12 protein-coding genes and 4 pseudogenes are annotated in these 14,328 nt (G+C 61.1%); 11 read left to right on the forward strand and 5 right to left on the reverse strand.

The window, feature by feature from the left end; genetic code table 11:
• Positions 1–124 precede the first annotated feature (124 nt).
• Together ACFFDA_RS26095 and ACFFDA_RS26100 are read left to right on the forward strand one after the other, a co-directional pair.
• Entirely contained in the window at positions 125–1,420 is a 1,296-nt protein-coding gene (locus tag ACFFDA_RS26095; protein ID WP_404480183.1) for an O-antigen ligase family protein, read from the forward strand.
• A gap of 128 nt (positions 1,421–1,548) precedes the next feature.
• Positions 1,549–2,394 (forward strand): annotated as a pseudogene (locus ACFFDA_RS26100) (IS5 family transposase); the annotation flags it as partial.
• A 249-nt stretch (positions 2,395–2,643) separates the two neighbouring features.
• Here the strand turns inward: ACFFDA_RS26100 and tnpC (ACFFDA_RS26105) are convergent.
• The 3 genes from tnpC (ACFFDA_RS26105) to tnpA (ACFFDA_RS26115) all read right to left on the reverse strand — a co-directional run bounded on the left by tnpC (ACFFDA_RS26105) (position 2,644) and on the right by tnpA (ACFFDA_RS26115) (position 5,025).
• On the reverse strand, positions 2,644–4,170 hold the full coding sequence (gene tnpC / locus ACFFDA_RS26105) for an IS66 family transposase (RefSeq protein WP_404478319.1): 1,527 nt from the start codon (positions 4,168–4,170) through the stop codon (positions 2,644–2,646).
• A 154-nt stretch (positions 4,171–4,324) separates the two neighbouring features.
• Complete coding sequence (gene tnpB, locus ACFFDA_RS26110) at positions 4,325–4,678, reverse strand: IS66 family insertion sequence element accessory protein TnpB (protein ID WP_011608149.1); 354 nt, start codon at positions 4,676–4,678, stop codon at positions 4,325–4,327.
• Positions 4,675–5,025, reverse strand: coding sequence for an IS66-like element accessory protein TnpA (gene tnpA / locus ACFFDA_RS26115; RefSeq protein ID WP_404477676.1), 351 nt, complete (start codon positions 5,023–5,025; stop codon positions 4,675–4,677). Before tnpA (ACFFDA_RS26115) ends, tnpB (ACFFDA_RS26110) begins: the two co-directional genes overlap by 4 nt.
• 156 nt (positions 5,026–5,181) lie before the next feature.
• Here tnpA (ACFFDA_RS26115) and tnpA (ACFFDA_RS26120) point away from each other — a divergent pair.
• From tnpA (ACFFDA_RS26120) to ACFFDA_RS26135, 4 genes and pseudogenes are all read left to right on the forward strand, one after another.
• Positions 5,182–5,541, forward strand: a pseudogene (gene tnpA / locus ACFFDA_RS26120) (IS66-like element accessory protein TnpA); the annotation flags it as partial.
• 26 nt (positions 5,542–5,567) lie between these two features.
• The gene (gene tnpB / locus ACFFDA_RS26125) at positions 5,568–5,894 is read left to right on the forward strand and encodes an IS66 family insertion sequence element accessory protein TnpB (protein WP_404476432.1); all 327 of its coding nucleotides are present in this window, start codon (positions 5,568–5,570) and stop codon (positions 5,892–5,894) included.
• Between the two features lie 31 nt (positions 5,895–5,925).
• A pseudogene (gene tnpC / locus ACFFDA_RS26130) lies at positions 5,926–6,984 on the forward strand (IS66 family transposase); the annotation flags it as partial.
• Positions 6,985–7,049: 65 nt separating this feature from the next.
• Positions 7,050–8,230, forward strand: a protein-coding gene (locus ACFFDA_RS26135; RefSeq protein WP_404480184.1) for an IS3 family transposase whose coding sequence is annotated in 2 segments (ribosomal slippage) — positions 7,050–7,323 and positions 7,323–8,230 — 1,182 coding nt in all. Because the reading frame shifts where the segments join, the coding sequence is not laid out codon by codon here.
• 228 nt (positions 8,231–8,458) lie between these two features.
• Here ACFFDA_RS26135 and ACFFDA_RS26140 read toward each other — a convergent pair.
• Both ACFFDA_RS26140 and ACFFDA_RS26145 read right to left on the reverse strand, forming a co-directional pair.
• Positions 8,459–9,625: a nucleotide sugar dehydrogenase gene (locus tag ACFFDA_RS26140; RefSeq protein ID WP_404480185.1), complete on the reverse strand. Its 1,167-nt coding sequence runs from the start codon at positions 9,623–9,625 to the stop codon at positions 8,459–8,461.
• Between the two features lie 241 nt (positions 9,626–9,866).
• Positions 9,867–10,004, reverse strand: a pseudogene (locus ACFFDA_RS26145) (IS3 family transposase); the annotation flags it as partial.
• 52 nt (positions 10,005–10,056) lie between these two features.
• On the opposite strand from ACFFDA_RS26145, the gene ACFFDA_RS26150 reads away from it, so the two are divergent.
• The 5 genes from ACFFDA_RS26150 (at position 10,057) to ACFFDA_RS26170 (ending at position 14,194) form a co-directional block, all read left to right on the forward strand.
• A protein-coding gene (locus tag ACFFDA_RS26150) for an IS3 family transposase (protein ID WP_404480184.1) occupies positions 10,057–11,237 on the forward strand; the annotation gives its coding sequence in 2 pieces (ribosomal slippage) (positions 10,057–10,330 and positions 10,330–11,237; 1,182 coding nt in all).
• A gap of 204 nt (positions 11,238–11,441) precedes the next feature.
• Positions 11,442–11,792 (forward strand): IS66-like element accessory protein TnpA, encoded by a 351-nt coding sequence (tnpA, locus tag ACFFDA_RS26155; protein ID WP_404477676.1) that lies wholly within the window; start codon positions 11,442–11,444, stop codon positions 11,790–11,792.
• Positions 11,789–12,142: an IS66 family insertion sequence element accessory protein TnpB gene (gene tnpB / locus ACFFDA_RS26160; RefSeq protein WP_011608149.1), complete on the forward strand. Its 354-nt coding sequence runs from the start codon at positions 11,789–11,791 to the stop codon at positions 12,140–12,142. Before tnpA (ACFFDA_RS26155) ends, tnpB (ACFFDA_RS26160) begins: the two co-directional genes overlap by 4 nt.
• A 154-nt stretch (positions 12,143–12,296) precedes the next feature.
• Positions 12,297–13,823 carry an IS66 family transposase gene (tnpC, locus tag ACFFDA_RS26165; RefSeq protein ID WP_404478319.1) on the forward strand — a complete coding sequence of 509 codons (1,527 nt, stop codon included), beginning with the start codon at positions 12,297–12,299 and terminating at the stop codon, positions 13,821–13,823.
• Between the two features lie 80 nt (positions 13,824–13,903).
• Positions 13,904–14,194, forward strand: a complete 291-nt coding sequence (locus tag ACFFDA_RS26170; protein WP_404480186.1) for a UPF0149 family protein — start codon at positions 13,904–13,906, stop codon at positions 14,192–14,194.
• The last annotated feature ends 134 nt before the right edge of the window (positions 14,195–14,328 follow it).

The raw sequence follows: 14,328 nt of genomic DNA on the forward strand, positions 1-14,328 counted from the left end.
CAGCGGACTCATGCCGCGGACCAAGGCTGCCGATCGACGTGCCCCCTGCTCTTCGATTGAGTCTCCGTCTGAGCCCGTCTATGGCTTCGCCCGATCACGCTACCGCCCGTGAAGGACTCTAGGATTGAAGCCAGCCTTGCCAAGGACGACGCGCCCCGTCGCTCCATCTTTTCAAAGCAATTCGGAGCTGTTCCTGGCCTGCGCTGCGATTGCGCTCTTCTTGCTGTCCGGCAGCCGCTTTTTGGAGCTCGCTCCCGGAGGCGAGATCGTGCGCTTGGTATGTCTGCTCCTTGAAATTGCTATGGCTGCCTATGGCATCTTCATTGCGCTTTCCCGCAAGTATCTTGCAGTAGCCCTGTTTTCGCTAATGATCATGATAGCTGTGCCATTCTATGCCTATGTTTTCAGTAACGCATCAGGCCTTCCGTTCGTTCCGGCATCAGGCGGGGACTATCTTCCCATTGGAATGATTGCTCTCCTTTACCTGGTCTTACGAAATGGCCAAGCAGAACCATTGCTGAACTTTATCTTTAAGCTCTCGCTGGTTTATGCCTTGGTATATATTGCTCTTTGGTTTGGTGTTTACGTAGGCGTAATAGTGCCCGGAGAAGATTCGCAGATCGTATTGCGTAGCGGCGGCGGTATAGATCGTGGCCTTCGTTTGGTACTTTCCAATTCATTTGCGGTATTCGGCACATGCGTCGCAACCGCCTCATTGTTTCGTTTTCTACAAGCAAGATCAATCGTAACCTTTATTATTTTTGCGGTTTGCCTTTACCTATCTGGGTCAAGATTTATTTCATTGCTTACAATGGCATTTGTTGGATTTTATGCTATTTCCCAAAATGCACGATTAACGCGTGCTATTTTCTTTGGGATATTTTCAATTGGATTTATTTTTACGACTTATGTCGTTGCTGTGCATTCTTATAATCCATTCAACGGATTTGTTACCGATTTATCAAGTAAGGCAGATGTGTCTGCATGGGCACGATGGAAAGATATCGATCTCGCAAATCGTTTAATACCTGAGCATTGGCTTTTTGGTTTGGGTATTCCTAATGGACCAAAAGCCTACGAGCCGATCACCCATGTCGGATTCTTCTATCCGCAGGATATCGGTCTGCTCGGCGTATTTATGATGTTTGGTGTTTTTGGATTCTTATTTTATGGTGTTATTGCCTATGCGGCGTGTTTTTCTCACGTCCGATTAAGGGTTAACAATGCGTCTCTTAAGATAGGGCTAGGTTTGGCTGGTGCGGTCATGGTCGTTTACAGCTTGCTAGCCCCAGTGTTCATTGGGAATGCCATCCCGTTCGCTGCGCTGTTTTTGGCTCTTATGTTTTGGGCACCTGGCCGCGGTGTCAAAATCAAACCCAAATTCAAGCGCCATATGGTGTCGAGAGTTGAACTAATTTAATATCATTGGCGCTGGCGCAGAAGGAGCAGGTAGTGGCTATTAAGCTCGTGAATTGGACACCTCGAAAAACTCGTGGCGTCTAACGGCATGAAATGATTCACTGCCCTTACGCGACAGCGGAGGCAGCGATGGTTGGACAGCCAGGTTTCTTCGATCTTTCGGACCGATATGAGGCGTTGAGCGCGGCGGGCGATCCGCTGGAGCGCTTGGCGGCTGTCGTGGACTTCGAGGTTTTCCGCGGACCGCTTGTCGGAGCGCTGCGCCGCAGCCCTCGGGGCAAGGGCGGACGACCGCCATTCGACCCGGTGCTCATGTTCAAGATCCTGCTCCTGCAGGCGCTCTACTCGCTGTCGGACGAAGGGACGGAGTTCCAGATCAAGGATCGGCTCTCGTTCCAACGCTTCTTGGGCCTGGGTCTCGACGGAACGGTGCCCGATGCGACAACGGTATGGCTGTTTCGGGAACGCCTGGTGAAGGCCAGGGCGATCGACAAGCTCTTTGCCCGGTTCGATGCGGCGCTGACCGACCGGGGCTATCTTGCCATGGGCGGACAGATCATTGATGCCACCGTGGTGCCGGCGCCCAAGCAACGTAACACCGAGGAGGAGAAGGCCGCGATCAAGGAGGGCCGTATCCCCGAGCGCTGGAAGGACAAGCCCGCGAAGGTCCGGCAAAAGGATCGCGATGCCCGCTAGAGTGTGAAGTACACCAAGGCCAAGGTGAAGGAGGGCGCGGATCCCAAGGCGTTCAAGCCGATCGACCTCGCCATTCCGATGTTCTGCTACAAAAACCACATAGGCATCGACCGGGCTCACGGCCTGATCCGCACCTGGGATGCCAGCGCCGCGAACGCCCATGATGGGGCCAGGCTGCCGGTGCTGATCAGCCCGGACAACACGGCCTCAGGCGTCTGGGCCGATACGGCCTACCGCTCAAAGAAGAACGAGGCCTTTCTCGCCAAGGGGATGTTCACCGTAAGCGAAGCCTGAGCCCCACCTTGCGGGTGTGAGGCGCATCGCCGAGTTTCACCGCCTTTGATCAGGCGGAGGTCTTTAGTGCTATGACGATGTCATGTGACGATGCTGGCACTAGCGAGGTTCAGCGGTTCGAGGTCTTCACCGGCGCGGGGAAGCGTCGGGACTGGCCACCCGAGCGTAAGCGGTAAAAATCCCCCACGTGGCGGTGGAGCCGCCACGGCAGGTTTGGCGATGTAATTTCGGTGATCAAGCAGCGGTGGCGATGTTGCTCATTTCGAACATGGTTTGCCCGGCGTTTGTATTGACCCAGTTGTATGGGAGCAGGTCGTCGATTGGATCGGTGTCGGAGCGGCTGATGATCCGGGCGAGCACATCGGAGAGGTAGGCGTAGGGCTCGAGGTCCAGCATCTTGCAGGTTTCGACCAACGAGGCGATCGCAGCCCAGTTTTCGGCTCCGAGCTGGTGGCCAGCGAAGAGCGCATTTTTCCTCTGAAGAGTCACTGGCCTGATGGCACGTTCGGCGGAGTTGTTGTCGAGCTCGATCCGCCCGTCGTCGAGGAACCGACTGAAGCCGGCCCAACGTTTCAGCGCATATTTCATCGCGTCGCTTGTCGCCGAGCCAGCCATGACGCGGGGGCTGATGGCGGTGAACCAGGCGTGGAGCTGCTCGACCAGCGGACGGCTCCGTTCCTGCCGTACAGCGAGGCGTTCCTCGGGCGGGCGACCACGGATGTCCTTTTCGATGCCGTAGATCCTGGCGATGCGCTGCAACGCATCCTGCGCGATCGGAGCATCACTGCCCGCGTCGACAAACTTACGTCGCAGGTGCGCCCAGCAGTAGGATTTCCAGACGCCAGCATTGGCGCGGTCATCCTTGCCGAACTGGTCGTAGGCTTGCCAGGCATCGACCTGCAGGATGCCCTGGTAGGCTCCCAACAGCTGTCTGGCCCACATGGCCCCGCGGCCGGGCATATAGGTGTAGAGCGCCAGCGGCGGATCGGCACCGCCATGGGGCCGGTCGTCACAGACGATGACCCACATGTAGCCGGTTTTGGTCTTGCCGGTCCCCGGTGCGAGCACCTTGACGGTGGTTTCGTCTACGGACAGCCGTGATCGTGCAAGTGCATCCACGCGCATCCGGTCGACGATCGGCAGCAGCGCCGCAATGCCCCGGCCAACCCAGTTGGCCAGCGTGGCGCGGCTGACCTCGATGCCTTGCCGCGCGAAGATCTTCGACTGGCGGTAAAGTGGAAGGTGGTCGCAGTATTTGTTGATGAGAACATCGGCGATCAGCGCTTCGGTCGGCAAGCCGCCCGGCACTACGCGCGCCGGTGCTGGGGCCTGGTGTACGCCATCGGTACAGCACCGGCATGCATAGCGCGGCCGGATCGTGACCATGACGCGGTGCTGCGCCGGGATGATGTCGAGCCGTTCCGCACGGTCCTCGCCGATCTTGTGCAGCGCGCCGCCACAGGCGCATTCCAGGCTGTCGGGTTCGATCACCACCTCGAAGCGCGGCAGATGCGCCGGCAGCGATGCGCGCTGTGTATCGGCGGGCCGGCGTTTGCGAGGCACGAGGCCATGACGCTCGGTTTCTTCGTTTGTCTTAGCCTGCAGGCCCTGGGCTTCGCCAAGGGCCACGGCCTGGTCTTCCAGCGCCAGTGCGAGCTGATCGGCAGGAAGCTTCTCCGAACGCTTGCCGAAGGTCGTGCGGTTGATCAGCTTGAGGATATGCTCGAGCCGCGCTGCGCGGGCGCGCTCGGCCAGCAGCATCGCCTTGAGCTGCTCGACGTCGTCGGGAAGCTCGTCGTATCCGGCTTCAGGCCCGGTCGCTGCAGTGAGTTCTGGATGCGCCGCCACGCCTGCATTCTAGCGGATTTTGCCTCGCGAGGAACAGCCTTGCGCCAAGCAGAATCAGGCTTGCGGCCTACTGCGCATGAAGCGGTTTGGGCACGCGCGGCACGTGCACGCGCGACCAGTCCAACCCCTCGATCAGCGCCGAGGCTTGCGCCGCCGACAGCTTCATCACCCCGTCGCCCGGGCGTGGCCAACGGAACTTCCCATCGTGCAGGCGTTTGGTCACCAGCACCAGCCCGGTGCCGTCCCAAACCAGAAGTTTGATCCGGTCCGCCCTGCGCGCCCGGAAGATAAACAGCATGCCTGAGAAGGGATCGAGTCTGAGCTCACGCTCGACCAGCGAGGCAAGGCCCACCATCCCTTTCCTGAAGTCCACGGGCTGCGTTGCGACCAGCACCTTCAGGGGGCCAGGCGGGATGATCACGCGCTCACCCGCGCGGCCAACAACACCCGCTCGATGTGATCCGCGCTCACGTCGGGCGGAATGCGGATCAACAGCCCGCTTGCCTCGACGATGATCTGGCCGCTCACTGGTGGCACTGCCGCGCTGGACAACTCGTCAACCTTTCCGCGCTCGACCATCGCAGGCACAAAGGTCATCGCCTCTGCGCGCTCCCGCAATCCGCGTCGCCATGTGTACAACTGCTGCGGAAACATCCCGTGGCGGCGCGCCACCGCTGACACATTGGCGCCCGGCTCCAGACTTTCCGCGATGATCTGCGCCCGCGCCTCGGGCGTCCAGTGCCGCTTGCCCCGCGGGCTTTCGATCACGTCAAGCCGCTGCACCTGACCCGGGGCGTTCGTTTCGAAACATGTTTCGAAATCAGTTTCATCACTCACTGGTAACCTCGCCATTTATTGCGGCGAAACTACCAACCTCGGAGCATCTGAAAATGTGGGGGATTTTTACCGCTTACACCCGAGCTCAAGGTCTCGATCGTCGCGGAGAGCTATTCCGGCCAAGAGTCCGTCAGCGCCGTTGCTCGGCGGCACGGCATGATCCCCTCGCAGCTTTTCACCTGGCGCCGCGAACTGCGCAAGCAGATGGAAGCCCAAGGGTTCGCGCTTCCTGTTGCCCCGGCGCCCGCATCTCTCTTCGTTCCCGCAGTGATAGAACCGTCGCCGCCAAGCGAGGTGCCTGCCGTTGCCAAGCGTCCGCGGCGTCAGCGCCGATCGTCTCCGAGCGCGGTGGAGCTGGAGATAGATGGTGTGGCGGTGAGGATTGCCCGCGGTACCGATAAAGGGCTGATCGCCGCGGTGATCGAAGCGCTCAAGGCTACGCGATGATCGGACCTGGTGTTGGCGCCCGCGTCATGATCGCAACGCGGCCAGTGGATTTTCGCAAAGGGCCGGATGCTCTGGCTGCACTCGTCGGGGCCGAGTACGGCGGCGACCCCTTTTCCGGGGTCATCTACGTCTTCCGGGCGAAGCGAAGCGACCGAATCAAGCTGATCTGGTGGGACGGCACTGGTCTGTGCCTGATGGCGAAGAAGCTCGAGCAGGGCGGCTTTCGTTGGCCTGGGATACAGGACGGCGTGATGCGTGTGACGGCGGCCCAACTCGGCGCTTTGCTGGAAGGTTTGGACTGGCGCCGCGTACATGGTGGGCGCCGGCCGCAGGCGCCGCAGATTGCCGGTTGACGGGGCTTTCGCCTACTGATTCACTGCCTTCATGCTCACCGAAGCCGACCTACCCGAGGACGTTGCCACGCTACGTGCGTTGGTCCTCGAGCAGTCCCGGATGCTTGCCGAGGTGCAGGTCGCCAAGGAGGCCCAGGTCGCTGAGCTGACCCTCGCCAAAGGTGAGGCCGATGCCGAGATCGAGCGGCTACAGGCGATTATCGACGCCTTCATGCGCCACCGTTTCGGCCCCCGTTCCGAGCAGCTCGATCCTGACCAGCTCCAGCTTGGCCTGGAGGATGTCGAGACGGCGCTAGGTCAAGCACGCGCGAGCCGCGATGCGGTCTCTCAGCTCGCTCAAAGCCATGAGCCGCGCAAGACCAACCGCGGCTCGCTTCCTGGCCACCTCGAGCGGGTCGAGCAGGTGGTAGATGTAGAGGACAAGGCCTGCCCCTGCTGCGGCGGCGCGCTGCATGCGATCGGCGAGGACGTCTCCGAACGCCTCGACGTCGTGCCGACCACATTCCGCGTCCTCGTGACGCGTCGTCCACGCTACGGCTGCCGTTCTTGCGAAGGGGCGGTCGTCCAGGCGCCGGCACCGGCCCGGATAGTCGAGGGCGGCATTCCGACCGAGGCACTGATAGCCCAGGTTCTGGTGTCGAAGTACGCCGACCATGTTCCCCTGTACCGGCAGGCGCAGATCTACGCCCGCCAAGACATCAAGCTCGACCGTTCCACCTTGGCGGACTGGGTCGGCCGAGCAGCCTGGTACCTGAGACCCCTGCGGGATTGCACGCTCGAAGAGCTACGAAGATCGCAGCGCCTCTTTGCCGACGAGACGACGGCGCCGGTGCTAGAACCCGGACGTGGGCGCACCAAGACCGGCCAGATCTGGGCCTACGCCCGCGATGATCGACCATGGGGTGGCAGCGATCCGCCGATGGTCGCCTACGTCTACGCCCCCGACCGCAAAGCCGAACGGTCCGACGCCCATCTCGGAGACTTCGCAGGCATCCTGCAGGTGGATGGCTATGGCGGGTATACGGCGCTTGCCAAGCGTCGCCAGCAGGTCAGCCTCGCTTTCTGTTGGTCGCACGTCCGGCGTAAATTCTGAGGTGGTGCCGGTTTTCTGGGCAGGATGCTAAGCTAATTCCGACCTGACGGATTGGTACGGGAATGAAGACGACGAGGAAGCGCTACAGCGCGGATTTCAAGGCGAAGGTGGCGCTGGAGGCGCTGGAGGCGATCCGGGGTGACCTGACGCTGGCGGAGTTAGCCGCCAAACATGGCGTGCACCATACGATGATCGCATCCTGGAAGCGGCAGGCCATCGAAGGGATGGCCGGCACGTTCTCCGGTGCGGGCGATGTGGCCAAGACCGCCAACGATAGCGAGCTCGAGAAGCTGCACGCGAAGATCGGGCAACTGGTCGTCGAGCGGGATTTTTTAGCGAAAGCCTTCGGTCGATGAGCGTGGATCGGAGGCGGGCGATGATCGAACCTGCTCACCACCGCTTGTCGATCTCTGCGCAATGCCGCCTGCTGCGGATCAGTCGTTCGTCTTATTACTACGCCCCGGTGCCGGAAACGGACGAGACGCTGGCGCTGATGACGGTGATCGACGCGACGTTTCTGGACTGCCCCTGGTACGGCAGCCGCCAGATGGCGCGGCACCTGCGGCGTGCAGGACATGAGGTCGGTCGCCGTCGGGCACGGCGGCTGATGGCGAAGATGGGGCTGACGCCGATCTACCAGCGGCCGCGCACCAGCGATCCCCATCCGCAGCACCGGGTCTATCCCTACTTGCTGCGCAAGCTGGCGATCGAGCGGCCAAACCACGTGTGGTGTGCCGACGTGACCTACATCCCCATGCGGCGCGGCTTTCTGTATCTGGTAGCGATCATGGACTGGGCAACCCGCAAGGTACTGGCCTGGCGGCTGTCGAACACCATGGACGCCGGCTTCTGTGTCGCAGCGCTGGAGGAGGCCCTGACCCGCTTCGGCAAGCCCGAGATCTTCAATACCGATCAGGGCAGCCAATTTACGTCGCACGCGTTCACCAGCGTGCTACGCGACGCCGAGGTCCGCATCAGCATGGATGGCCGAGGCCGGTGGATGGACAACGTCTTCATCGAACGCCTCTGGCGATCCTTGAAGTACGAGTGCGTCTATCTCCACGCCTTTGAGACGGGCTCCGAACTGCGGGCTGGCCTGGGCCGGTGGATCACCTATTACAACACCCAGCGTCCGCACTCGAGCCTGGCCGGGAGAACCCCACTCGAGGCCTATCGGCGGATCGGACAATCAGATCATGGGGGGCATGCCCCCCATGATCTGATGATCAAACAGGCGGCATGAACGATAACCGGGATTAGCTTAACTCAGCCGCCAAACTGTCCAAGAAGGCGGGACCACCTCAGAATGCCTGTCCGGGACTTTCTGAAATCACTGTCCGCGACTTACCGGAATCGCTGTCCGGGACTTTCCGAAACACGCAACCCACGATACGCATAATCTCGATCGCTTGGTTTCGGGCCGGACGCAGGGTTGAAATCGATGGATCAATCGTCGTGCTTTTCACTGCCCTCAATCCGACCCGAACAAGTCGCGCGTGAACACCTTTTCCTTCACGTCCTCGACCGCTGCGGTCATGCGGTTGGCGAGAATGACGTCGGATTCCTGCTTGAAGGTGTCGAGGTCGCGTATGACCCTGGATCCGTAGAATTCAGCCTCGGCCATCGCCGGCTCGTAGATCACCACTTCGATGCCCTTGGCCTTGATGCGCTTCATGATGCCCTGGATCGAAGACTGGCGGAAATTGTCCGACCCGGCTTTCATAACCAGGCGGAAAACGCCCACTTTCCTGGGCTTCCTGGCGATGATCTGGTCGGCCAGGAAATCCTTGCGGGTGCGATTGGCATCGACGATGGCGCGGATCAGGTTCTGCGGCACTTCGGAATAGTTTGCCAGAAGCTGCTTGGTATCCTTCGGCAGGCAATATCCGCCATAGCCGAAGCTCGGATTGTTGTAGTGGCTGCCGATGCGCGGATCGAGGCCGATGCCGCTGATGATCTGGCGAGTGTCCATGCCGCCGGCGATGGCGTAGCTGTCCAACTCGTTGAAGAACGCGACGCGCATGGCGAGGTAGGTGTTGGCGAAAAGCTTGATCGCCTCGGCTTCGCGAGCGTCGGTGAACAGGACTTCGACGTCTTTCTTGATCGCGCCTTGCACCAGCAGGTCGGCGAACAATCGCGCCCGTTCCGATTGTTCGCCCACGATGATGCGCGAGGGATGAAGGTTGTCGTAGAGCGCCTTCCCCTCGCGCAGGAATTCCGGCGAGAAGATGACCTGGTTGCTGTCGTAGGCCGCGTTTATCTCGTCGACGAAGCCCACCGGGATGGTCGACTTCACCACGATGGTGGCATCACGGTTGGCAGCGATCGCGGCCCGGATGACGGCCTTCACCGAGGACGTGTCGAACTTGTTGGTATCGACGTCGTAGTTGGTCGGCGTGGCCACGATGACGTAGTCGGCGCCGGCCAGCGCGGCCTGGGCATCGAGCGTAGCCATGAGGTTTAGCGGCTTGGTGGCGAGAAATTCCTGAAGTTCGGCGTCGACGATTGGCGACTTGCGAGCATTGAGCATCTCCACGCGTTCGGCAGTAATGTCTACGGCGACGACCTCGTTGTGCTGCGCCAAGAGAGCCGCGTTGGATAAGCCGACGTAGCCGAGGCCAAAAACAGCAATCTTCATGCAGGAATACTCGCGAAAACTTCGTTTTAGGCACGCTACCTATCGGCAGTGAACCGATCAGAAATCGCCAAAAATGCGATAGGTACGGATGGGTCTAAATCGACCAAGGTGCCCTATCTATTCCGCAATGCAGCAGGGCGAGTCAACGCATTTATGAGTTGTTTTGCGTAGCGATAGAGTCTGAGGCGGTCTCGGGAATGCTGGCCTGCTGCCGGTTTGGCGGACACCGAGATAAGCTCAGTCAGACTACACCAGCTTCCCGTTCGAAATCTATGGGGCTGAGATAGCCAAGGGTCGAGTGCCGCCGGGTCGGGTTGTAGAAGCATTCGATATAGTCGAACACATCGGCCTTCGCCTGGGCTCTCGTGAGGTGGTGCCGGTTTTCTGGACAGGATGCTAAGCTAATTCCGACCTGACGGATTGGTACGGGAATGAAGACGACGAGGAAGCGCTACAGCGCGGATTTCAAGGCGAAGGTGGCGCTGGAGGCGCTGGAGGCGATCCGGGGTGACCTGACGCTGGCGGAGTTAGCCGCCAAACATGGCGTGCACCATACGATGATCGCATCCTGGAAGCGGCAGGCCATCGAAGGGATGGCCGGCACGTTCTCCGGTGCGGGCGATGTGGCCAAGACCGCCAACGATAGCGAGCTCGAGAAGCTGCACGCGAAGATCGGGCAACTGGTCGTCGAGCGGGATTTTTTAGCGAAAGCCTTCGGTCGATGAGCGTGGATCGGAGGCGGGCGATGATCGAACCTGCTCACCACCGCTTGTCGATCTCTGCGCAATGCCGCCTGCTGCGGATCAGTCGTTCGTCTTATTACTACGCCCCGGTGCCGGAAACGGACGAGACGCTGGCGCTGATGACGGTGATCGACGCGACGTTTCTGGACTGCCCCTGGTACGGCAGCCGCCAGATGGCGCGGCACCTGCGGCGTGCAGGACATGAGGTCGGTCGCCGTCGGGCACGGCGGCTGATGGCGAAGATGGGGCTGACGCCGATCTACCAGCGGCCGCGCACCAGCGATCCCCATCCGCAGCACCGGGTCTATCCCTACTTGCTGCGCAAGCTGGCGATCGAGCGGCCAAACCACGTGTGGTGTGCCGACGTGACCTACATCCCCATGCGGCGCGGCTTTCTGTATCTGGTAGCGATCATGGACTGGGCAACCCGCAAGGTACTGGCCTGGCGGCTGTCGAACACCATGGACGCCGGCTTCTGTGTCGCAGCGCTGGAGGAGGCCCTGACCCGCTTCGGCAAGCCCGAGATCTTCAATACCGATCAGGGCAGCCAATTTACGTCGCACGCGTTCACCAGCGTGCTACGCGACGCCGAGGTCCGCATCAGCATGGATGGCCGAGGCCGGTGGATGGACAACGTCTTCATCGAACGCCTCTGGCGATCCTTGAAGTACGAGTGCGTCTATCTCCACGCCTTTGAGACGGGCTCCGAACTGCGGGCTGGCCTGGGCCGGTGGATCACCTATTACAACACCCAGCGTCCGCACTCGAGCCTGGCCGGGAGAACCCCACTCGAGGCCTATCGGCGGATCGGACAATCAGATCATGGGGGGCATGCCCCCCATGATCTGATGATCAAACAGGCGGCATGAACGATAACCGGGATTAGCTTAACTCAGCCGCCAAACTGTCCAAGAAGGCGGGACCACCGTAAGCGGTAAAAATCCCCCACATTTTCAGATGCTCCGAGGTTGGTAGTTTCGCCGCAATAAATGGCGAGGTTACCAGTGAGAGATGAAACTGATTTCGAAACATGTTTCGAAACGAACGCCCCGGGTCAGGTGCAGCGGCTTGACGTGATCGAAAGCCCGCGGGGCAAGCGGCACTGGACGCCCGAGGCGCGGGCGCAGATCATCGCGGAAAGTCTGGAGCCGGGCGCCAATGTGTCAGCGGTGGCGCGCCGCCACGGGATGTTTCCGCAGCAGTTGTACACATGGCGACGCGGATTGCGGGAGCGCGCAGAGGCGATGACCTTTGTGCCTGCGATGGTCGAGCGCGGAAAGGTTGACGAGTTGTCCAGCGCGGCAGTGCCACCAGTGAGCGGCCAGATCATCGTCGAGGCAAGCGGGCTGTTGATCCGCATTCCGCCCGACGTGAGCGCGGATCACATCGAGCGGGTGTTGTTGGCCGCGCGGGTGAGCGCGTGATCATCCCGCCTGGCCCCCTGAAGGTGCTGGTCGCAACGCAGCCCGTGGACTTCAGGAAAGGGATGGTGGGCCTTGCCTCGCTGGTCGAGCGTGAGCTCAGACTCGATCCCTTCTCAGGCATGCTGTTTATCTTCCGGGCGCGCAGGGCGGACCGGATCAAACTTCTGGTTTGGGACGGCACCGGGCTGGTGCTGGTGACCAAACGCCTGCACGATGGGAAGTTCCGTTGGCCACGCCCGGGCGACGGGGTGATGAAGCTGTCGGCGGCGCAAGCCTCGGCGCTGATCGAGGGGTTGGACTGGTCGCGCGTGCACGTGCCGCGCGTGCCCAAACCGCTTCATGCGCAGTAGGCCGCAAGCCTGATTCTGCTTGGCGCAAGGCTGTTCCTCGCGAGGCAAAATCCGCTAGAATGCAGGCGTGGCGGCGCATCCAGAACTCACTGCAGCGACCGGGCCTGAAGCCGGATACGACGAGCTTCCCGACGACGTCGAGCAGCTCAAGGCGATGCTGCTGGCCGAGCGCGCCCGCGCAGCGCGGCTCGAGCATATCCTCAAGCTGATCAACCGCACGACCTTCGGCAAGCGTTCGGAGAAGCTTCCTGCCGATCAGCTCGCACTGGCGCTGGAAGACCAGGCCGTGGCCCTTGGCGAAGCCCAGGGCCTGCAGGCTAAGACAAACGAAGAAACCGAGCGTCATGGCCTCGTGCCTCGCAAACGCCGGCCCGCCGATACACAGCGCGCATCGCTGCCGGCGCATCTGCCGCGCTTCGAGGTGGTGATCGAACCCGACAGCCTGGAATGCGCCTGTGGCGGCGCGCTGCACAAGATCGGCGAGGACCGTGCGGAACGGCTCGACATCATCCCGGCGCAGCACCGCGTCATGGTCACGATCCGGCCGCGCTATGCATGCCGGTGCTGTACCGATGGCGTACACCAGGCCCCAGCACCGGCGCGCGTAGTGCCGGGCGGCTTGCCGACCGAAGCGCTGATCGCCGATGTTCTCATCAACAAATACTGCGACCACCTTCCACTTTACCGCCAGTCGAAGATCTTCGCGCGGCAAGGCATCGAGGTCAGCCGCGCCACGCTGGCCAACTGGGTTGGCCGGGGCATTGCGGCGCTGCTGCCGATCGTCGACCGGATGCGCGTGGATGCACTTGCACGATCACGGCTGTCCGTAGACGAAACCACCGTCAAGGTGCTCGCACCGGGGACCGGCAAGACCAAAACCGGCTACATGTGGGTCATCGTCTGTGACGACCGGCCCCATGGCGGTGCCGATCCGCCGCTGGCGCTCTACACCTATATGCCCGGCCGCGGGGCCATGTGGGCCAGACAGCTGTTGGGAGCCTACCAGGGCATCCTGCAGGTCGATGCCTGGCAAGCCTACGACCAGTTCGGCAAGGATGACCGCGCCAATGCTGGCGTCTGGAAATCCTACTGCTGGGCGCACCTGCGACGTAAGTTTGTCGACGCGGGCAGTGATGCTCCGATCGCGCAGGATGCGTTGCAGCGCATCGCCAGGATCTACGGCATCGAAAAGGACATCCGTGGTCGCCCGCCCGAGGAACGCCTCGCTGTACGGCAGGAACGGAGCCGTCCGCTGGTCGAGCAGCTCCACGCCTGGTTCACCGCCATCAGCCCCCGCGTCATGGCTGGCTCGGCGACAAGCGACGCGATGAAATATGCGCTGAAACGTTGGGCCGGCTTCAGTCGGTTCCTCGACGACGGGCGGATCGAGCTCGACAACAACTCCGCCGAACGTGCCATCAGGCCAGTGACTCTTCAGAGGAAAAATGCGCTCTTCGCTGGCCACCAGCTCGGAGCCGAAAACTGGGCTGCGATCGCCTCGTTGGTCGAAACCTGCAAGATGCTGGACCTCGAGCCCTACGCCTACCTCTCCGATGTGCTCGCCCGGATCATCAGCCGCTCCGACACCGATCCAATCGACGACCTGCTCCCATACAACTGGGTCAATACAAACGCCGGGCAAACCATGTTCGAAATGAGCAACATCGCCACCGCTGCTTGATCACCGAAATTACATCGCCAAACCTGCCGTGGCGGCTCCACCGCCACGTGGGGGATTTTTACCGCTTACGGACCACCTCAATGCGCACGGACGACGGCGAAGTTCTCCTAGAGGACTTCGCCAACGGCTTCTACCTTGGCATGCGGCTCAGCATTGACGACTGGAAGCCGCACATATCCAATCCGGAAATCGGCCACCCACTGACCGCCATCCTCGGCCATTGCACGACCATGATGCCTGAGGATCAACGCCAGAACGCACTACGCGGCCAGGTCGGTGAAATCTTGGCTCAATCCTGGAAGGTCGTTCCAGAGCTGGTCGAGATGCTTCACGTCAGCATCGGCGGCGCCCGAAACATCGAAATCCGATAACCAGCAGCGTCAACGTGGGGTTCTCGCATTGCTAACGATAGACTTGGATCGACTGGATCATCTCATGCCCAGGCTTCACGTCATCCCAACTGCGTGTCATCATCTCGGAATGCTGCGCGCATTCAATTCGGAAT

It is taken from the genome of Novosphingobium sp. BL-52-GroH, assembly GCF_044813085.1.
In the GTDB taxonomy this organism is placed as follows: Bacteria; Pseudomonadota; Alphaproteobacteria; order Sphingomonadales; family Sphingomonadaceae; genus Novosphingobium.

Excerpts from the sequence above, each read along its gene's own strand:
- tnpB (WP_404476432.1), top strand. The coding sequence starts at position 5,568 with ATGATCGCAACGCGGCCAGTGGATTTTCGCAAAGGGCCGGATGCTCTG.
- tnpC (WP_404478319.1), top strand. The coding sequence starts at position 12,297 with ATGCTGCTGGCCGAGCGCGCCCGCGCAGCGCGGCTCGAGCATATCCTC.
- ACFFDA_RS26140 (WP_404480185.1), bottom strand. The coding sequence starts at position 9,625 with ATGAAGATTGCTGTTTTTGGCCTCGGCTACGTCGGCTTATCCAACGCG.
- ACFFDA_RS26170 (WP_404480186.1), top strand. The coding sequence starts at position 13,904 with ATGCGCACGGACGACGGCGAAGTTCTCCTAGAGGACTTCGCCAACGGC.
- tnpC (WP_404478319.1), bottom strand. The coding sequence starts at position 4,170 with ATGCTGCTGGCCGAGCGCGCCCGCGCAGCGCGGCTCGAGCATATCCTC.